This is a genomic window from Gordonia lacunae, from assembly GCF_002149015.1.
GTDB lineage: Bacteria > Actinomycetota > Actinomycetes > Mycobacteriales > Mycobacteriaceae > Gordonia > Gordonia lacunae.
The window spans coordinates 109692-128898 of record NZ_NGFO01000004.1; the positions used below are offsets into that span (position 1 = coordinate 109692).

Below are 19207 nucleotides of genomic sequence, written 5' to 3' on the forward strand. Positions count from 1 at the left end.
AAGACGGAGCGGCCCGCTCTGTCATTCGTACGGCCTGTCGCGGGCGACCGTCAGCTCTGCTCCCGGCCGGGCGAGGACGCGTGCGCCCAGAAGCGCTTGGGGATCCGGCCCGCCCGCGCGGCGAGCCGCCCCGCGACCACGGCATGCCGCATCGCCGTCGCCATCTGTTCGGGGTTCTCCGCGCGGGTCACCGCGGTGGCCAGAAGCACTCCGTCGCAACCGAGTTCCATCGCCCGGGCTGCGTCGCTCGCGGTACCGATGCCGGCGTCGAGGATGACCGGCAGTGGGTTGTCGAAGCGGGTGCGGCAGTCGTCGACGATCATCTCGATGTTGTGCGGGTTGAGGATTCCGAGGCCGGTCCCGATGGGCGAGCCGAGTGGCATCACCGCGGCCACGCCGAGATCGGCGAGTCGCGCGGCCAGGACCGGGTCGTCATTCGTGTAGGCCAGGACGACGAAGCCGTCCGCGACCAGCGCCGCCGCGGCGTCGACGAGTTCGATGGCGTCGGGCATCAGGGTGCGTTCGTCGGCGACCACCTCGAGCTTCACCCAGTCGGTCTCGAACGCCTCGCGCGCCAGCTGTGCGGTCAGGACGGCCTCGGCGGTGGTGTGACAACCCGCGGTGTTCGGCAGGACGGCGATGTCGAGCCGGCGCAGCAGATCGAAGACCCCGGTGCCCGAGGCGGCGTCGACACGACGGACCGCGACCGTGGTGAGCTCGGTGCCCGAGGCGACCAGTGCGCGTTCCAGGGTCGCCAGATTCGCTGCACCACCGGTGCCGGTGATGAGCCGCGACGAGAACTCGCGGCCGGCGATCCGCAACGGGTCCGGTGTCGACCGGTCAGCCACCCTGCACCGCCGTGACGATCTCGACGACGGCGCCGTCGGTCATGGTGTGCCGGTCCCAGCGGCCGCGCGGCACGACCGCGCCGTCGACCGCGACCGCGATCCCGCGGTCCGGCAACCCGAGCCCGGCGACCACATCGCGCACCGAGGCGTCGGCATCGACGTCCACGCTCTCACCGTTCACCGTGATACTCATTCTTCGACTCCTTCCAGGATCGACAGCACCCGCTCGGCGGTCCCGGGCGCGAGCACTATCCCGTTGCGTCCGTGCCCGGTCGCCACGACCGTGCGGGCGTCCACACGGGCAACGAGCGGTAGCCCGTCGGCGGTACACGGCCGCAGACCCGCGGCCGCTTCGGTCAGCTCGTACGTCCGCAGCCCGGGCAACACCTCGATCGCGTCGGCCAGCAGGTCGGCGACCCCGCCTGCCTGCGGCACCCGGTCGGCCACCCCCTCGGCCTCGTAGTGGGTGGCTCCGACGACGACCCCGTCCGCGCGCGGGACCAGGTACACGGCCCGGCCGTGCAGGCGCGCCCGGACGACATGGCCGGGCGGGGGCACCGACCAGCGCGTACGCCGAAGTCGCAGGATCTCACCCTTGGCCGGGTGCAGGTCGGCTCCGGGCCACAGGGCCGCGGTGCCGAGCCCGGCGGCGAGCAGGATCTGGGCGTCGGGGCCCAGGTCGTCGAGCTCGGCCAGGGACGCGACCCGGGCCGACACCAGCTCCACGCCGGCCGTCGTGGCCGTGGCACGCAGCGCCTCGAGCAGTCGCCGGTTGTCCACCGACCACTCCCCGACCGCGCGGTAGCCACCGACGAGTCGAGAACTCAGTGACGGTTCCAGTGTCCGGATGTCGCGGCCGGTCACCGGCTGCAGCGCGGCACCGGTACCGGGCTGGTCGGCCCAGACGAAGTCGGCGAGATGCCTCAGATACTCGATGTCGGTCGCCGAGGCCGCGACGAAGAGCGAGTCGGTGGCGGTGACGACGCCGGGGTCGTCGAGTCGGGTGACGAGCGCGGGCCAGCGGCGGACCGAGTCGACCGACAGGGCGAGCGACGCCTCCTCGCCGGGGATTCCCTCGCCGAGCGAACCGAGCATGCCGCCCGCGACCCACGAGGCGCGCTCGCCGGCGCCGGCGTCGAGTACCCGAACCCGCCACCCGGCGTCGGCCGCGGCGAGTGCGCACGTCAGCCCGATGACGCCGCCGCCCACCACCGTCAGGGTGCGGTGAGCAGGGTCCTGCTGAGGGAAATCCACGCTGGAATCACCTTCCTTCGCCGGAATGACCCGGATCAGGTTCGACGGTCAGCGGAGCGGTCCGCACTCTCAGCCCGGCCGATCCGGGCTCCCGTGTGTTCGTGCCATCCACCCTACGCCGGGGCCCCGGGCGTCCGGTTAGCCTGGTCGGCGTGACGACCCCGAACCCCACCAGGTCGACGTCCGCGGATACCGGCCTCGCGACGGACCGTCGACGTCGGCTCGCGGCGGCCCGCCTCTACCTGTGCACCGATGCCCGGCGCGAGCGCGGCGACCTCCTCGATTTCGTCGATGCCGCCCTCGCGGGCGGCGTCGACATCGTGCAGCTGCGCGACAAGAACTCGCCGGGCGAACGCGAGTTCGGAACCCTGGAGGCGCGTGCGGAACTCGAGATCCTCGCCGGCCTGCGGACCGTCGCCGACGCGCACGGCGCCTTGCTGGCGGTCAACGACCGTGCCGACATCGCGGCCCTCTCCGGTGCCGATGTCCTGCATGTGGGACAGGGCGACCTGTCGCCGTCGGCAGCGCGTCGGATCGTCGGCCGCGACGTCGTCATCGGCGCCTCGACCCATGACCCCGAGCAGGCCGCCGCCGCGATCTCCGACGAGGACGTCGACTACTTCTGCGTCGGCCCGTGCTGGACGACGCCCACCAAACCGGGCCGCGCCGCGGCCGGCCTCGACCTCGTGTCCTCGACCGCTGAAATGCTCTCGGGGCCAACCCAATCGACGAAGCCGTGGTTCGCCATCGGCGGAATCGACGCCGGCCGCGTCGGCGAGGTGACCGCGCTCGGGGCCCAGCGGATCGTCGTCGTCCGAGCCATCACCGCCGCCGCGGACCCCGCCGCCGCGGCCCGCGACCTCGCCGCGATGCTGTAGCGGCTCGTCCGCACGACTCGGTCACAACATGTTTGCCCGGTCGGTACCACGGGTCTATGGTGGACCGATCATGTTGTGCATCACGAGCATTCTCGTAACCCGCCGCAGCGGGGTCTGAATCTGACCGACCCCCCGCTGCGGGTCGGTTGCGCTCTCCAGTCGGTCATCCGTTCTTCGACCGAAATCGGCTATCGAGATGCACCCTCTTCATCTGTCCCACCCATCCTGTTCGTGGCATGAGCGCGACGACCGTCGCGGTGACGATCTGTTCACCGAGCGCTACGGGCGTCCGCTTCCCGCTGGAATGCACGAGGAGGCGACCGGGATGACCTGGCAGGAATTCACCGACGAGTACTCCCGCGGCGGCGCGATCCGGCTGGGATCATGGTCGGTCGCGTCGTGTCCGGGCGACCTGGTCGAGTGCCGGGCGACACTCGCGATCGCCGACCGCATCAGGTCGTGCAGCGCGGTGGCCGCCGGTCCGATCGGCGCGATGACGTCGATCCTCTACGACGTCGGCGCCCCGGTTCAGATCGTCCGCCTGCATCAGCGGGTCGTCGACGGTGTCGTCACGACGTTCCTGCTGTGCGAGAACGACGGCCGCCAGGCCTGGGCGGCCGGCGAGGGCGCCAGCGCCGACGAGGCCAACGTCCACGCCCTGGTCGCCGGGGCGAACCGTCTCCTGGACGCCGATCGCGTCGGGGTCTGACTGGTTGGGAGCGGGACTCAGCTCTGGGGGTCGAGCATCGCGATGCGCTCGCGAAGGGTGGGCCAGGCGAGCCCGAACGCCGGGTGCAGCGGCAGCTGGTCCACGCGCTTCTCGTCGACCCACCGCAGCTCGGTGGATTCGAAGTTGGCGACCGTGCGGACCGGCGAATCGGTCTCGGCGATCACGGTCGTGTAGGTCCATCCGCCGGGTGACTCGTGGGTGACGACGGCCGCGACGACGCGGAGGTCGTCGCCGGTGATCCCGGCTTCTTCCTCGGCTTCGCGGATGGCCGTGTCGATGGCGCCCTCGTGCGAGTCGCGCGCGCCGCCGGGCAGCGCCCACGTCCCGCCCTGATGTGACCAGGCGGCGCGATGCTGCAGGAGTACACCGGTCGATCCCTCCGGCAGCGGCGCCCGCAGCAGCAGACCTGCCGCGCCGTGGATACCCCAATACCGTGAACCGTCGGGATCGATCACCCAGCCGTCGCCGTCGCCGCGCACCACGCCTCCTCGCATCCCGATCGCGTCGACCGGGGTGCCTCCACCGTAAGTGAGACGCGCGCCACCTGCCAGGGAGTCCGCACAGCGCTTCCGCACGGCGGGCGACGAACCGTGCGGCGACGCGGGTTGCACGCACTGCGAGCCGAACGGTCGAGGTCGGCGACGCGGCGCCGGTCAACCCCGGAGGAACCCCGCCCGATGACATAGGGTGAAACACGCACGACCCGGTGAACGATGACCCAGATGACACAACACCTGGCGTTGATCGCCCGGTCACGCGAATCCGGAACGGGAACCGGTGACCGTACGACCGCACCGGAGACGATCCAGCGTTTGAGAAGGGATCAGGTAGGTGACCGGCGACGCGTCCTCCGTGCGGACGGCGCTGACGCGTGGCGGTCGCACGATCCGACCGGCGCAATCCTCGCCCCCGATCCGACAGGTGCTCGCCGACCGGCGCGAACTCGTCGCCACCGCCCGGGAACGCGCCCAGTCGCCCTTCCAGACCCTCCGGCACTTCGCGGTCACGACCCCCGGCAAGCTCATCATCATCTGCGGCATCCTGGCGCTCGGCTGTCTGAGCACCGGGCTGTACGCGTCGACGGTTCTCGAGGATCGCACCCAGACCCTGCAGCGCCTCATCGACCGCACCGAACCGCTTGCCGAGGCCGCACAGGTCCTCTACAGCTCGCTGTCGATCGCTGATGCCTCGGCGAACGCGGCGTTCATCTCGGGCGGGCTCGAGACGCCCGAACTGCGGCAGCGCTACTCCGACGCGCTGGCGACGGCATCGTCGTCGTTGATCCTGGCGACCGGAACCTCCAGCGAACCCGGTTCCGGCATGGCGTCGGACCGGGCGGAGCAGGCCGTCAGCGCCGATCTCGAGACCCTCTCCACGTCGATCCCGGTGTACAGCGGTCTCATCGAGACGGCGCGAACCAACAACCGGCTCGGCAATCCGGTGGGGTCGGCGTATCTCGGCCAGGCGTCGTCGATGATGCAGGATCAGATCCTCCCGGCCGCGCAGCGCCTCTACGAGCGCCGTTCGATGGCCATCGCCGACCCCCAGCACACGCTCACCCGCCCGCCCTGGACCGTCTACGCGCCACTGTTGTTCCTGCTCGCCGCACTGGTGCTGACCTCGCGTTACCTCGCGCGCCGGACCCGCAGGCGGTTCAACATCGGGATCGTGGCGGCCATCGTCGCCCTCGGCATCGGGACGCTGTGGCTGCTCGCGTCCGGCCTGATGTCGGTGGCGGCGACCAGCGACGCCCGCACCGAGGGCGCCGACCCGCTCCGCGACCTGACCGCCGCTCGCATCCTGACGCAGCAGGCGCGGTCGGCCGAGACGCTGTCGCTGATCCGCCGCGGCGACCAGGGCGGTCTCGAACGCAGCTTCTCCGCGGCGACCAGCGAGATCGGCAACATCGTCGACGACGTGCGCGGCGGAACCGAGGACGGTGACAGTGCGGTCACCGCCGAGCAGCTGGACTCGGTCACCGCGGCGCTGACCGAGTGGAAGCGCACCGACGCCGCCGTCCGCCGCTACATCCAGACCGGGAACTTCGGTCTCGCACGGCTGCACACCGTCGGCGACGGGCCGGACAGTTCCGCGCGCGCCTACACCGCGGTCGACACCGCGCTGGTCGACGCGATCACCACCGCCCGGAACTCGTTCCGCGACGACATCAACACCGCGCAGCGCGTCCTCGGGTTCACCGGCACCGGCATCCTGCTGCTCACCGTCTTCGCCGGCGTCGCGATCGTGGGCGGTCTCATCCCCCGGATCCGGGAGTACCGATGACGACCATGCCCGCACCTCGCCGCCTGCTGACCATCGCGGTCCTGCTCGCCCTCACCGGCCTCGTCGCCACGGGATGCGTGCGGTTTCCCGCACCCGAATCACCTCCGCCCACGGCCACCGCCGGACCGCCGGTTCTGCCCGGCGTCCAGGTCGACGTGCCCGTCGAGCCCCTGCCGAGTTCCGAGGCGTGCAACGCGACCCTGACCCTGCGTCCGCCCGCCCAGATGCCGCTCCCGCGTCAGATGCCGCCGAACTCGACGATGGCCGGGATCCTCGAACGCGGACGGCTCATCGTCGGCCTCGACATCGGCTCCAACCTGTTCAGCTTCCGCGACCCGATCACCGGCGACATCCAGGGTTTCGACGTCGACATCGCGCACGAGATCGCCGGCGCCATCTTCGGCGACGACCGCCGGGTGGAATTCCAGGTCCTGAGTTCCGCCCAGCGGATCGACGCCCTGCGGGACATGACGGTCGACGTGGTCATCAAGACGATGAGCATCACCTGCGACCGACTCCGCGACATCAGCTTCTCGGCTCCCTATTACGTTGCCTCGCAGCGCATCCTGTCGTTCCGGAATTCGAATGTCACCGGCCCGGCACAACTGGCGGACAAGCGCGTCTGCGCTGCACGCGGGACGACCTCGATCGGCCGCATCCAGGCCATCCAGCCGCGCGCGACCATCGTCAGCACGACGACCTGGGCCGACTGCTTGGTGCTGATGCAACAGGGGCAGATCGACGCGGCGACCACCGACGACGCCATCCTCGCGGGCCTGGCGGCGCAGGACCCGTGGTTGCGGGTCGTCGGCCCCAGCCTGGGTGAGGAGTTCTACGGCGTCGGCATCCCGAAGGGCCAGGACGACATGATCCGGTTCGTCAACGGGGTCCTCGAGCGCATCCGCGCGACCGGTCGCTGGCAGGAGATCCGCGACCGGTGGTTGTCCATCCTCGACAGCGGGTACGGCGCTCCCCAGCCGTACTACCGGGACTGATGCCCATGGACGGCACAGCCCGCAACGGTCACGACACCGACGACGTCCGCCACGATCAGGTCGACGACGATCGGGGCGACGACCTCGGTACCCAGCGCGTCTCGCTCGACGCGCTCCTCGGTGATGACGAGGCCGGGCAGGACGAGGCCGGGCAGGACGAGGCCGGGCAGGACGAGGCCGGTGACGATGCCGGCGGCGCCGACACCACGGCGAGGGTCGCCGAGGTCGGCACCCAGAAGGCCGACCTGGTGGCGCTGACCGGCGGCTCCGACGACACCACCGACCCTCGGCCCGGCCGACGCACCGACCCCGATGTCGGAACTCAGGCCGTCGCACCGGTGTTCACCGTCGGGGTCGACCCCGACGACCGGACCGACCGCGTCGTGCGGTCCCGCCCGGCCGTGCCCCATCCAGAGCCCGACTCGGGTCCGCTCGGGCGGCGACTCGTGCCGCGGCGCCGCCCTCCGGTGCACGAACGACGGCTCGGCAGCGGCCTGGTCGAGATGCCGAAGATCACCGACATCGAACCCGAGGACGCCGTCATCGACGACCCGGTGATCGCCGACAACAAGCGGTTCTGCTGGCGCTGCGGCAAACCGGTCGGCCGTCTCGAGGGTGAGGGCGCCGGCCCGCCGACCGGCGATTGCGGCAACTGCGGCGCCCGATACTCGTTCGTTCCGGGACTCGCACCCGGCACGCTGGTCGCCGATCAGTACGAGATCGCGGGCGCGATCGCCCACGGCGGCCTGGGCTGGATCTACCTGGCCATCGACCGCAATGTGAGTGATCGTCCCGTCGTCCTCAAAGGCCTGCTGAACTCCTCGGATTCGGAGGCGCAGCGCGTCGCGGTCGCGGAGCGGCAGTTCCTGGCCTCGGTGAACCATCCCGGCATCGTCAAGATCTACAACTTCGTCGAGCACGTCGACGACGACGACCGCTTCGGGTACATCGTGATGGAGTACATCGGCGGCCAGACGCTCAAGCAGATCACCGCGGGCGACCCGGACAACTCGCTGCTGTCGGTGGAGCAGGGCCTGGCCTACATCCTGGAAGTCCTTCTCGCCGTGGGTTATCTACATTCGGTCGGCCTCGTCTACAACGATGTCAAGCCGGAGAACATCATGGTCGGCAGCGACGAGGTGAAGCTGATCGATCTCGGTGCCGTCTCCCCGATCAACGGTTATGGCCACCTGTACGGCACGCCCGGGTTCCAGGCACCGGAGATCGTCAAGACCGGACCGCAGATCGCGACCGACATCTACAGCATCGGCCGCACCCTCGCGGTCCTCACCGTGCCGATGGAGATGCGGCACGGCCGCTATGTCGACGGCCTGCCCGCCGCGTCGAAAACGCCGGTGTTCCGGAACAATCCGTCCTACTACCGCCTCCTGCAGCGGGCCACCGCACCCGATCCGGCCGATCGCTTCGTCTCCGCGGAGGAGATGAGCACGCAGGTGCTGAACGTGTTGCGCGAGACGGTCGCCGTCCACACCGGCGTTCCGCGCCCCGCGCTGTCCACGGTGTTCACCCCGCAGCGCTCGACCTTCGGCACCGACCTCATGCTCGCGCCCGTCGACGGCTTCTTCGACCCCGATCAGGCGGCGTTCTACGACCCGGTGGACATCGCCAACGCCCTGCCCGTCCCATTGGTCAACCCGCTCGACCCGGCGGCGAGCCTGCTCACGTCGGCGGCGCTGTCGGATCCGCGCCAGACCCTCGACTCCATCAACACCGCTCGCGCAGAGGGTTTCGCGTCGCTCTTCGGCGGCCGACCGGTCAAGAACGCCCACCCGTCCCGAGAGATCGACCTCGCCGAGGCCCGCGCGCACCTCCAACTCGATGATGTCGACACCGCCCTCGCCCTTCTGCAGGAAGTCCGTGCCCACCACGGTGATTCGTGGCGGATCGAGTGGTACATGGGCATCTGCGCGCTGATGAACGACGAGCCCGAACTGGCCTATGAGCGCTTCGACGAGGTGCTCGGCGCGATGCCCGGCGAGGTCGCACCCAAGCTCGCCGTCGCCGGCACGGCCGAACTCATCGGCCGTTGGCTCGCCGACGAGAAGGGCCCCGCGAAGTCCGGCGAGAAGATCGCCAAGCTGTATGACGTTGCGCAGCACCATTATCACGATCTGTGGCTCACGGACCACAGCATCGTGACCGCCGCCTTCGGGCTGGCCCGGCTCGCCGTGGCCGCCGGTGACATCGACGCCGCCATCCAGCCACTCGACGAGGTGCCGGCCACCAGTCGCCACTTCAACACCGCACGCGCGACGGCGATCATCGCGTTGGTCCATGGTCGGCCCACCACGCAGGTGACCCGTGAGCAGATCGTCGAGGCGGCCCGACGTCTCGAGCAGATCCCGGACACCGAACCGCGCAAGGCCCGGATGCTGTTGATCGTGCTGGGCACGGCGCTGGGCTGGATCCACGACAACCCCGAGGATGCCGCCCAGGACAAGGAACCGTCGACCCTGCTCGGATTCCCGTTCACCGAGTACGGGATCCGCACCGGCACGGAGCGCTCGCTACGCCAGCTGGCCCGCCTGACCCGCACCAACCGTGCTCACCGGTTCATGCTCGTCGATCTCGCCAACTACGTCCGGCCGAACACCCTGTTCTAGGACGACCTGAACGGTTCGATCGCGTTGCGCATCAGCGGGTCTCGGCCGAGAAGATCCTCCAGATGCGCCTCGACCAGCGACGGACGGGTGCGACGCACGCGCCGTGGTGGTCGGACGTCGATGACGTGGCTGGTTCTCAACCATGAGCGGCGTGCTTGATCGCCGGGCCCCCTGCTCCCTGAGGAGCGCCCGGAGCTTGCGGAGGGCGCGTCGAACCCGCTGCTCCCTGAGGAGCGCCCGGAGCTTGCGGAGGGCGCGTCGAACCCCCTGCTCCCTGAGGAGCGCCCGGAGCTTGCGGAGGGCGCGTCGAACCCGCTGCTCCCTGAGGAGCGCCCGGAGCCTGCGGAGGGCGCGTCACGAAGGGTCCGGCGACCGAGCCTGCGAAACTCTCGCGTTGGTGGCCCGTGGATCTCGTCGCGCACGGTGTTCAGGTGTTGTGCGAACCGCCGAGGTATGTCGGGTCGGCGGTTGAGGTGTTCGGGGTTGGGCGGCGCGCCCGGTTCGGCGTTCAGTCGCCACACGCAGCGGCCTTCATCGGGTCCGGACCGAGCGATCCGGGTGGTGTACTGCCCAGGTGCGTCGCCGACCATCCGATTGTGACGCGGGCAGGCCGGCGCGAGGTCGTCGATGTCGGTGAGACCGCCCTTGGCCCAATCCTTGTGGGCGTGATGGAGTTCGACGTGGGCGGCGGGCTGGTCACAGCCAGGTGCCGAACACACCTCACCGTCGGGGCGCGCGAAGGAGACGAGACGCTGTTCGCGAGTGGCCAGACGTTTGCCGCGCCCGAAGTACAGCGGAACGGCGGTGTGATCTTTGAAGATCGCCAACCACGGCTGGACCTCACCGGCCATGGCGATCAGGTCGGGGATGGGCAGCAGGGTGCCGGTGGCGGTCGTGGCGAGTCCGGCTTCACGGATCAGGTCACCCAGGTCGGCTTTGATGATCAACTGCACGGGCAGGCCCCGGTGGGACTTGCCGAGCAACCCGTCGTCGAGGACGGCTTTCAGTAAAGCATTGAGTGCGTCGTGGTTGATCTGGGCGGGGGTGCGATCGTCACGTTCGGCTGCGGCGGCGAAAGCTTCCGGGTCGGCATCTTCGAAAGATCCTGTGGGCGAGTAAGGATCATTGGGGTTGTTCATGCCGGGTTTCGCCCAGACCGCCAGCAGCATCGTGACGCGGGCGGCCAGCTCGGGCGTCAGGTTGGCCGTCATCTTCGCGGTGCCGTCGGCGCGTTGCCGGTTGACCCAGAGGTTGCGGCGTCGTGTGCGTTCCGAGTCGTCGGCCAGAGCGCCGTCCGGATCGAGGTGGGCGAGGAGCCGCGCACCGAGTTGGGTGATGTCGGCAGGGGTGTGGGCTTCGGCGATCTCAGCCATCTGACGTTCGGCAGCGACCTTCACGTCATGGTCGGTTCCATGAGGGATGTGGTCGAGGACATCAAGGGCAGCCTGGACGTGAGCGGTTCCGGCAGACCCTACGGCGAATGCTTCGGCCAGGGTGGGGTGTTCGGGTTCGAGGCGGTCGCCGTTGAGGCAGGTGAGTGTGGCGGTGGCGTTGAGGTGTTTGCGTCGTCGCACCGGGTTGGTGATGCGGAGGCGGTGGTTCATGAACTGGGTGAGGGTGCGGTACCCGGTCTTACGAGGCAGGTCGCGAGCCTCAGCTTCGGCGACTTGCCGGTCGCCGGCGTAGGTGGTTCGAGCGATGGCGCGTTCGGTCGCAGATGCAACCTCGATCAAGTCTTCGTCCGAACACGGAGACAGGTCCACGGTCTGCAACTCGTCGAGGATCGCATGCAGCTCGGCCACCAGCTCGACGGCACGCGTTCGCGGCGTTGCGGATTCGTCGGACATGGTCACCCCCCGGAGACGATTGCGCGAATACATGCTCGAGTGTAGCGGCTATAGTGCTGGTGTGCAACGGTTTTCGCTGGACAGTTACAGAGCGTATGTTGTCGGTGGTGCGTGATAGGGGGTGGCCGATGGTCGAATCATGCTGCGGCTTGGCCTCTTACCCGACCGCCTTCCGAACGCAACCGCCCTGGAACATCAGCGGCGCCGGGCTCCCCTCAGGACCGGTATGTCGACCTTCGAGAACGCGGTCCGGACGATGCCGATCACCGGGAATCAGCCCCCGACGACCGCCGCCGACTGCCGCGCGATCGCCAGCTCTTCATTCGTCGGCACGACGAGTACCTCAACCGCACTGCCATCCGCCGAGATCCGCCGAGCAGCCTTGCTGCGCACAGCATTCCGCTCCTCGTCGACCACGATCCCGAACCCTTCCAACCCCGCCAGCGCACAGCATCGGACGACTGCCGAGTTCTCCCCGACCCCAGCCGTGAAGGTGATGGCATCGACGCGGCCGAGAGCGAAGGCGTAAGCACCGAGATAGCGACGCAGGCGGTGGATGTAGACGTCGAAGGCGCGTCGGGCGGCGTCGTCACCGGATTCCATCAGCTCGGTGATGGCGCGGAAGTCGTTCTCGCCGCACAGGCCTCGAAGTCCCGACCGCTTGTTGAGCAGCGTGTCGATCTCGCCGACGGACAGGTTCGCCACCCGGTTCAGATGCAGCACCAGCCCGGGGTCGATGTCACCGCTGCGGGTTCCCATCACCAGACCCTCCAGCGGCGTCATACCCATGGAGGTGTCGATGGGCTGCCCGCCCGCGATGGCCGACGCCGACGCACCGTTGCCGAGATGCAGCACGATCTGGTTGAGCGACGCCGGGTCGCGATCCAGGAACTCGGCCACCCGGCCGGACACATACTCGTGGCTGGTGCCGTGGAACCCGTAGCGGCGGATCGCATGCTCGTCGGCGACCGCACGGTCGATCGCATACGTCGCCGACGCATCGGGGAGGCCGTGGAAGAAGGCGGTGTCGAAGATCGCGACCGACGGGACATCGGGCAGCAACTCCTGGGCGGCCAGGATTCCGACCAGGTTGGCCGGATTGTGCAGCGGCGCCAGCGGAGAGATCCGTTCGATCTCCGAGATCACCTCAGGAGTCACCACAGTCGGCTCGTAGAACGACCTACCACCGTGGACCACCCGATGCCCGACCGCGCTCAGTCCCGCGTCCGCCAGATCGGTTCCGTTGTCGGCGAAGAACCGCTCCGCACGCCGGACTGCGGCGAGATGGTCGTCGAGTTGCAGCGTCTCGGTGACCGTCTCCCCGTTCTGTTCATGCGTCATCGACGAGCCGGTGTCACCGATCCGCTCCGCGATGCCCTCGGCGAGCACGGTGCCGTCGGCCGGTTGCACCAGTTGATATTTCAGCGACGACGAGCCGGCATTGAACACCAGCACCGCACCGGACGTCGGGCTCATCGACGGTCCTCGCCGTCGGCGGCACCGGCGTTCTCGGTGATCGGGTCCACGCCCTCCTGCTGGGCCTGGATGGCGGTGATGGCCACGGTGTTCACGATGTCGGAGACGAGGGCTCCGCGACTCAGATCGTTGATCGGTTTGTTCAGGCCCTGCAGTACCGGTCCGATGGCGATGGCTCCGGCGCTGCGCTGGACCGCCTTGTACGTGTTGTTGCCGGTGTTCAGGTCGGGGAAGATCAGCACGGTCGCGCGGCCGGCGACCGGCGAATCGGGCATCTTGGTCTTCGCCACCGAGGGTTCCACCGCGGCGTCGTATTGGATCGGCCCCTCGACCAGCAGCTCGGGCTCGCGCTCACGCACGAGTTCGGTTGCGGTCTTGACCTTCTCGACGTCGGCGCCCGAGCCGGACGTCCCCGTCGAGTAGGACAGCATCGCGACCCGGGGATCGATACCGAAGGCCGCCGAGGTCTGCGCGGACGAGATGGCGATGTCGGCGAGCTGCTCATCGGACGGATCGGGGACGATGGCGCAGTCCCCGTACGCGAGGACCTTGTCGGCCAGACACATGAAGAACACACTCGAGACGGTCGACACCCCGGGTCTGGTCTTGATGATCTCGAAGGCCGGCCGGATGGTGTGTGCCGTGGTGTGCGACGCCCCCGACACCATCCCGTCCGCCCGGCCGGTGTGCACCATCATCGTGCCGAAGTAGGACACGTCCCGCATCTTCTCCTGCGCCCGCTCGAAATCCATGCCCTTGTGCTTGCGCAGATCGGTGTAGATCCGGGCGAACTCGTCGAGATACTCCGACTCGGCCGGGTCGATGACCGTCACGTCGGCCAGGTCGAGACCCAGCTCGGTGGAACGCTCGCGCACCGTGTCGGGGTCACCGAGCAGGGTGAGGTCGGCGACCCCGCGCCGGGCAAGCCGGTTGGCCGCGCGCAGAATCCGATCGTCATCCCCCTCCGGCAGCACGATGTGCTTCCGGTCGGCACGCGCGCGCGAGATCAAGCGGTACTCGAACATCTGCGGCGTCACCACGGTCGGCGTCGACACGTTGAGTTTGCGCATCACCTGCTCCGCGTCGACGTGGGTCTCCATCAGCGACAGCGCGGCCTCGATCTTGCGGGCCGAACCCGCACCGAACCGCCCGCGAGTGTGCGCGGCCGTCCGTGCGGTGTCGTAGGTCCCCTGCGGGCAACTGATGATCGGCAGGGTCGGTTTGAGACCACTGACGAGGGCCTCGATCATGGGGTGCGGCTTGAGCCCACCGTTGAGAATGATCCCGGCCAGGCGCGGGAACCCCTGCGCGGTATTGGCGTTCACCAGGGCGAGAAGAACATCCGAGCGGTCCGCGGGTGTGATGACGACCGTACCGTCGGTGAGCCGTTCCAGAATATGCTCCACGGTCATACCGCCGACCATCACCCGCAGCGCCTCGTTGTCGAGCAGTTCCTCGTCGCCGCTGTACATCGTGGCACCCAGCGCGTCCTTCAGCTCACTCATGGTCGGCGCGAACAGCACCGGTTCCTCCGGCAGGCACAGCGTCGGGACACCGGTTCTCAGCAGTTGCTCACGGATCTCGACGAGACGTTCGGGATCACATCGGTTGGCGACGAGCGCGATCGGTGTGGCATGCGAGGCCTTCACCTCGGCGATCAACCCCTCCGCCAGACCGTGCAACTCCTCCGGCGACCGGTCGATCGCCTTGATCGCCAACACCATCGGCGCCGAGAGGTTCGCCGCGATCCGGGCGTTGTAGCTGAGCTCCGAGGGGGTTCCGACGTCGGTGTAGTCCGAACCCACGATGACGACGCGATCGCACCGGGCCTGGACGGCGTGGAAGCGGGCGACTATCTCCGCGACCGCACCCTCGGGATCATCGTGGACCTGCTCGTAGGTGACGCCGAGACAGTCCTCATACGGAATGTCGGCGGAGTCGTAGTCCAGGAGAAGGTCGAGGATCGGATCACGATCATCGGTGGACGACCGCGAGATCGGCCGGAACACGCCGACCCGACCGCCGGTGGCCGAGAACATGGCCAGCAACCCCAGCGCGACTATCGACTTGCCGGTCTCCCCCTCGGCCGAGGCGATGTAGATACTCGTCGTGGTGTCGGCGACGACCTGGTCCGCACTCGCGGGTCCGTCGGCGTTCGCGGTCTGGACTGCATCCGTGGCCATGCGCCCCAGCATAGTGGCGGCCGCGCCGGGCACCGGGCCGCCGGACGGAACGTCAGATCAGAATTCCGGGATTGCACACCCCGGCCGGGTCGAGCGACGCCTTCACCGCCCGCAATGCGTCGAGGGCCAGCGGTCCGATCTCGTCGTGGTAGGCGTCTCGGTGGTCCCGCCCGACCGCGTGATGGTGGGTGATACTCGCACCGGACGCCCGGATCGCGGTATTGGCCGCGGTTTTCGCCGCCGCCCATTGCTCCAGCGGGTCATCGCCGAACGGCGCGACGACCGTGAAGTACAGCGACGCTCCCGACTCGTAGACATGGCTGATGTGGCACATCACCAGTGGGGGCGTGCCCGACGCCGTGAGCGAGTCCGTGAGGGCGGCCGTCACCGCGGTGCGCACCTCGTGCAGCCGAGACCAGAAGGCGACGGTCTCGAGCGTCTCGACGAGCACCCCCGCGTCGAGTAACGGATCACGCAGATACGGTCCCGCGAAACGGCCTGTACGCCAGGCCTCCCCAGGGCCGTCGCCCAGCGCGCTGCCCCCGACATCGGTCAGGAGCGCCGACGCCGCGTCGCGCCGACGCGCCACCTCGTCGGCGCCACCCTCGTACCCGGCGACGACCAGACACCCCGCAGAACCACCGTCGCCCGCCTCGCCCTCGCCCCCGGCGCCGGTGTCACTCGGCCCGCTCGCTTCGCTCCCGGCGCCGGCTGGATCGGCGAGATTCAACGCCGTCTCGACCTCGTCGGACAGTCGGAGCACTGTCGGTAGCGGACCGTCCTGGGCGAGCCGACGGAGGGCGGTCGCGCCGTCGGCGAACGACGCGAATCGCCAGGCGTCGAAGACGCGGGTCGTCGGGACCGGCCGGATGCGCAGTTGGACGCTGGTGATGACACCGAACACGCCCTCCGAGCCGAGGACCAGCTGACGGAGATCGGGTCCGGCCGCCGAGCGGGGCGCGGTGCCGAGTTCGATCGTGCCGCGCGGCGTCGCGAGCACCAGGCCCTCGACCATCTCGTCGAACCGCCCGTAGCCCGCCGACGACTGTCCGGCCGACCGGGTGGCCGCGTACCCACCGATCCCGGCGCCCTCATAGGACTGCGGGAAATGGCCTATGGTCCAGCCCTTCTCGCGGAGGAGCGCTTCGGCCGCCGGCCCCCGCAGGCCTGCCTCCAGGGTGGCCATCCGGGAGATCTCGTCGATCTCGACCACGCGGTCGAGACGTCGCAGGTCGAGGCTGATCACACCGGCGACCCCAGCGCGGTCCGGCGTCAGACCGCCCACCACCGACGTCCCGCCGGTGAACGGCACCACCGCGATCCGCCGCTCCGAACACAGCCGCAGGATCGCGACCACCTCATCGTGGTCACCCGGGTAGACCACCAGATCGGGCGCGTCATCGGCGTCGCCCGCACGCAACCGCAGGATGTCCGGGGTGGAGTAACCCCGCGTGTGCTGAACCCGGACGACATCCGCATCGGATACGTTGTCCGGACCGACCAACTCCGAGATCTGCTCTCGGACATCGACATCGACGGCCGGTCGGGCAAGCGTGATCGTCGCCGGGTCGACGCCGGCATCGGCCTGGCGGTCGCCGGCGAGAGCAGCCGCCGCACCGGGCAGTTCGGCGGTACGCGCCGGATCGCCCCATCGCGGTCGGCGCATCTGGACGACGGGGATCGCGGTCTCGTCGGACATCCGCTCACCACCGCTCATCGTGCCGAGCCCGGTCCGGTACCGCCGGCCGGTTCCGCGCCCCCGGCGTCGTCTCGCACGACCGCACGGACGACCAGTTCGGCGATCTGCTCGTCGCTCAGGAAGCTGTCGGGGATGAGCATGAGGGAGTATATGGTCCGCACGAGGAATTCCGCGGCCCCTCGCGGGTTCGGGAACAGCTGGTCCCCGATCTCGGGTTCGAGGTCGGGCAGGGTCTCCGACACGATCTGATGGATGAGGGTGGGTCCGGCCGGATCGCTGGTGGCGACCAGCGCGCGGACGACCTCCTCGGGCTCCTTGCGCAGCACGTACTGCAGCGCGTCGTGGTTCCTGATGTACGGCAGGACGTTCACCACCTGCGCGTGGATCTTGCCCGCCGCGTCGGGCGCACTCGCCGACCACTCGACCAGCTTCACCCGCAGCAGCGAGACCTCTCGCTCGACGATCGCCGTGACCAGCGCTTCGCGCCCGCCGAACATCCGGTAGGCGGTGGCGCGCGCGACTCCGGCGTGCCGTGCCACCGACGTCAGACTCAGCGTCTTGGCCCCGAACCGGGAGACGAGCCCGACTCCGACATCCACCATGCGGTCACGATCCATGCGAAAACCGTAGCGAATCAGGATGAGGCGGGAACCGTCGTGGTGGTCGTCGTGACGGTCGGCGCCGTGGTCGTGGTCTCATCCGGCGCGACATCTCGGGTGCTCGTCTGCGATGCCGGGTCGTCGGCGGGCCGATCGGACTCCCGTGACTCCGACGGCGCGGACGGGGCCGGCTGAGGTGAGGATCGACGGACCGGCGGCGTCGTCCGCTCGGTCACCGGCGCCTCGGCTCGCGCGCTGATCGTTGTCTGACGCTCCACACGGTCGGCGCCCGCACCGCCGCCGCGGCACTCGACGACGAAGGTCCTCGACACATTCGGGAACACGGCCGCTCCCAGAGAACCACGCGAACCGGGCCCCATCGCCGTCGAGTCGGTGGGCCGCAGCGCACCGCTCGGCGTCAGCGTGCACACCACTGCCGGGTCACGCGTCGCGTTGTTGTACAGATCGATCCGCAGTCGGGCCCCGTCGACGCGCACCGCGCACCCGGGGACAGGCCCCGACCCGGCGAACGGCGGACAGCTCACATTCGGTGGCGCCGCAGGCGATTCCGAGTCGACGGTCAGAAGCGTCACCGCCGTGCCGAGGGTCAGCGATCCACCGATCGCGAGACCGGCGACGAGCTTGCGCATGACGGTGTCCCCTCGGTTGCGGTCGGGCCGGGAACCCGTTGCGGGTCTGGCGGCGTCGTCGCCGGCGACGATGCGTCCAGGCTACGCGTAGGGCGGACCACGCGTAGCCTTCTCGGCAGCAATCGGCGCGCGATGGCGACCCCGGCGAGGCAGAGCAGTCCACCGACGATGCCGACGCCGGTGGGCAACTCGTCGAGCAGCGCCCACGACAGGACGATGACGATCGCGGGGACCACGAGCGTCGTGGCCGCCATCGCGCTCGCATCGGTGCGCGCCAGCGCATACGCCCACGTGGAGAAGGCGATCGCGGTCGGCCCCACACCGAGGTAGATGACCGCCCAGATCGCCCCCGACTGGGCGTCGGACAACTCGCCGACGGCGACCGGGGCGAACGGCGCGGTGGCCACAAGACCCGCGACCGCACCCAGCCAGGTCGCGGTCAGCGCGTCGACGGTGCGCAGCGCGGACTTCTGGATCAGTACGCCGGTCGCATACAGGACCGCCGCGGCGACCCCGAGGACGATGCCCAGCCAGTCTGCGTGCGCGTCCGCGGTCGCGGATCCGCCGAGCGCTATCAGCACGACGCCGGCGAAGGCGATCGTCATACCGATCACGAGATGGCGCGGGAATCCCTCTCCCAGAAACAGTCCCGCGGCGACGGCCACGAGGATCGGCGCCAGGTTCACCAGCAGCGCCGCGGTGCCGGCGTCGAGGTGACGCTCCGCCCAGTTCAGCAGGATGGTGTAACCCGCGAACCAGGCGACACCGTAGGCGATCACCATGGCGAGTGCACGACCCCGCGGGAACAGTGGGCGTGCCTGCGCTCCGGTTCTTCGCGCACGCAGACGCACCACCGCCAGGAGGATCGTCAGCGGGACGACGGCGGCGAGCAGGCGCAAGAAGGCCATGGCACCCGGAGAGAACGTGTCGCCCAGCGCGCGGATGCCGACGAACGCCGATGCCCACAGTACGACGGTGACGAGCGCGGCGAGTGCGGGCAGCGATGCGGAGGCGGACACGGCGGAGGCAGACACAGCGGAGGCAGACACAAGGGGTGCCGGCGGGCGCGAGGACATGACGTCCAGAGTCACCCATTCGGGACTTCAGGACAAGTGGATATTCGGATGCGTCAATTCAGTGA

The 19207-nt window shown here is 69.3% G+C and carries 16 protein-coding genes and 1 riboswitch; of the genes, 5 read left to right on the forward strand and 11 right to left on the reverse strand.

Annotated features, from left to right (window positions below):
* Positions 1-50 precede the first annotated feature (50 nt).
* The 3 genes from thiG to thiO form a co-directional block, all read right to left on the reverse strand.
* Entirely contained in the window at positions 51-848 is a 798-nt protein-coding gene (thiG, locus tag CA982_RS04970) for a thiazole synthase (RefSeq protein WP_086534240.1), read from the reverse strand.
* Entirely contained in the window at positions 841-1041 is a 201-nt protein-coding gene (gene thiS, locus CA982_RS04975; protein ID WP_086534241.1) for a sulfur carrier protein ThiS, read from the reverse strand. The genes thiG and thiS overlap by 8 nt, the downstream gene beginning before the upstream one ends.
* A complete protein-coding gene (gene thiO / locus CA982_RS04980; protein ID WP_086534352.1) occupies positions 1038-2102 on the reverse strand; it encodes a glycine oxidase ThiO in 1065 nt (354 codons plus the stop codon). Before thiO ends, thiS begins: the two co-directional genes overlap by 4 nt.
* A riboswitch (TPP riboswitch) is annotated at positions 2097-2207 on the reverse strand. Its footprint overlaps the gene before it by 6 nt.
* A gap of 47 nt (positions 2208-2254) precedes the next feature.
* On the opposite strand from thiO, the gene thiE reads away from it, so the two are divergent.
* Both thiE and CA982_RS04990 read left to right on the forward strand, forming a co-directional pair.
* Positions 2255-2980: a thiamine phosphate synthase gene (gene thiE / locus CA982_RS04985; protein WP_086534242.1), complete on the forward strand. Its 726-nt coding sequence runs from the start codon at positions 2255-2257 to the stop codon at positions 2978-2980.
* A 325-nt stretch (positions 2981-3305) separates the two neighbouring features.
* Complete coding sequence (locus tag CA982_RS04990; protein ID WP_086534353.1) at positions 3306-3689, forward strand: 2-isopropylmalate synthase; 384 nt, start codon at positions 3306-3308, stop codon at positions 3687-3689.
* Between the two features lie 17 nt (positions 3690-3706).
* Here CA982_RS04990 and CA982_RS04995 read toward each other — a convergent pair whose 3' ends face one another.
* On the reverse strand, positions 3707-4189 hold the full coding sequence (locus CA982_RS04995; RefSeq protein WP_086534354.1) for an NUDIX hydrolase: 483 nt from the start codon (positions 4187-4189) through the stop codon (positions 3707-3709).
* 352 nt (positions 4190-4541) lie between these two features.
* Between CA982_RS04995 and CA982_RS05000 the strand changes: the two genes are divergently transcribed.
* From CA982_RS05000 to CA982_RS05010, 3 genes are read left to right on the forward strand one after another with little or no spacing between them, the layout of a single operon-like run.
* Positions 4542-5993, forward strand: a complete 1452-nt coding sequence (locus CA982_RS05000) for a hypothetical protein (RefSeq protein ID WP_086534243.1) — start codon at positions 4542-4544, stop codon at positions 5991-5993.
* Positions 5990-6988 (forward strand): glutamate ABC transporter substrate-binding protein, encoded by a 999-nt coding sequence (locus CA982_RS05005; RefSeq protein ID WP_086534244.1) that lies wholly within the window; start codon positions 5990-5992, stop codon positions 6986-6988. Before CA982_RS05000 ends, CA982_RS05005 begins: the two co-directional genes overlap by 4 nt.
* 5 nt (positions 6989-6993) lie before the next feature.
* Entirely contained in the window at positions 6994-9612 is a 2619-nt protein-coding gene (locus CA982_RS05010; protein ID WP_086534245.1) for a serine/threonine-protein kinase, read from the forward strand.
* Here CA982_RS05010 and CA982_RS05015 read toward each other — a convergent pair.
* The 7 genes from CA982_RS05015 to CA982_RS05045 form a co-directional block, all read right to left on the reverse strand.
* A complete protein-coding gene (locus CA982_RS05015; protein ID WP_167383330.1) occupies positions 9609-11459 on the reverse strand; it encodes an HNH endonuclease signature motif containing protein in 1851 nt (616 codons plus the stop codon). The genes CA982_RS05010 and CA982_RS05015 overlap by 4 nt on opposite strands.
* A 273-nt stretch (positions 11460-11732) precedes the next feature.
* Positions 11733-12935: an acetate kinase gene (locus tag CA982_RS05020; protein WP_086534246.1), complete on the reverse strand. Its 1203-nt coding sequence runs from the start codon at positions 12933-12935 to the stop codon at positions 11733-11735.
* On the reverse strand, positions 12932-15130 hold the full coding sequence (gene pta / locus CA982_RS05025) for a phosphate acetyltransferase (RefSeq protein ID WP_086534247.1): 2199 nt from the start codon (positions 15128-15130) through the stop codon (positions 12932-12934). The genes CA982_RS05020 and pta overlap by 4 nt, the downstream gene beginning before the upstream one ends.
* A 40-nt stretch (positions 15131-15170) precedes the next feature.
* On the reverse strand, positions 15171-16817 hold the full coding sequence (locus CA982_RS05030) for an FAD-binding oxidoreductase (protein WP_086534248.1): 1647 nt from the start codon (positions 16815-16817) through the stop codon (positions 15171-15173).
* Positions 16818-16831: 14 nt separating this feature from the next.
* The gene (locus tag CA982_RS05035) at positions 16832-17434 is read right to left on the reverse strand and encodes a TetR/AcrR family transcriptional regulator (protein ID WP_086534249.1); all 603 of its coding nucleotides are present in this window, start codon (positions 17432-17434) and stop codon (positions 16832-16834) included.
* A 17-nt stretch (positions 17435-17451) separates the two neighbouring features.
* The gene (locus CA982_RS05040; RefSeq protein WP_086534250.1) at positions 17452-18066 is read right to left on the reverse strand and encodes a hypothetical protein; all 615 of its coding nucleotides are present in this window, start codon (positions 18064-18066) and stop codon (positions 17452-17454) included.
* Positions 18024-19142 carry a DMT family transporter gene (locus CA982_RS05045; protein WP_086534355.1) on the reverse strand — a complete coding sequence of 373 codons (1119 nt, stop codon included), beginning with the start codon at positions 19140-19142 and terminating at the stop codon, positions 18024-18026. The genes CA982_RS05040 and CA982_RS05045 overlap by 43 nt, the downstream gene beginning before the upstream one ends.
* Positions 19143-19207: the final 65 nt, after the last annotated feature.

What these genes read in the sequence shown, in the direction of transcription:
- thiS (WP_086534241.1), bottom strand. Translation starts at nt 1,041, where the DNA reads ATGAGTATCACGGTGAACGGTGAGAGCGTGGACGTCGATGCCGACGCC.
- CA982_RS04990 (WP_086534353.1), top strand. Translation starts at nt 3,306, where the DNA reads ATGACCTGGCAGGAATTCACCGACGAGTACTCCCGCGGCGGCGCGATC.
- CA982_RS05005 (WP_086534244.1), top strand. Translation starts at nt 5,990, where the DNA reads ATGACGACCATGCCCGCACCTCGCCGCCTGCTGACCATCGCGGTCCTG.
- CA982_RS05010 (WP_086534245.1), top strand. Translation starts at nt 6,994, where the DNA reads ATGGACGGCACAGCCCGCAACGGTCACGACACCGACGACGTCCGCCAC.
- CA982_RS05015 (WP_167383330.1), bottom strand. Translation starts at nt 11,459, where the DNA reads ATGTCCGACGAATCCGCAACGCCGCGAACGCGTGCCGTCGAGCTGGTG.
- CA982_RS05020 (WP_086534246.1), bottom strand. Translation starts at nt 12,935, where the DNA reads ATGAGCCCGACGTCCGGTGCGGTGCTGGTGTTCAATGCCGGCTCGTCG.
- pta (WP_086534247.1), bottom strand. Translation starts at nt 15,130, where the DNA reads ATGCTGGGGCGCATGGCCACGGATGCAGTCCAGACCGCGAACGCCGAC.
- CA982_RS05030 (WP_086534248.1), bottom strand. Translation starts at nt 16,817, where the DNA reads ATGTCCGACGAGACCGCGATCCCCGTCGTCCAGATGCGCCGACCGCGA.
- CA982_RS05035 (WP_086534249.1), bottom strand. Translation starts at nt 17,434, where the DNA reads ATGGATCGTGACCGCATGGTGGATGTCGGAGTCGGGCTCGTCTCCCGG.
- CA982_RS05040 (WP_086534250.1), bottom strand. Translation starts at nt 18,066, where the DNA reads ATGCGCAAGCTCGTCGCCGGTCTCGCGATCGGTGGATCGCTGACCCTC.
- CA982_RS05045 (WP_086534355.1), bottom strand. Translation starts at nt 19,142, where the DNA reads ATGTCCTCGCGCCCGCCGGCACCCCTTGTGTCTGCCTCCGCTGTGTCT.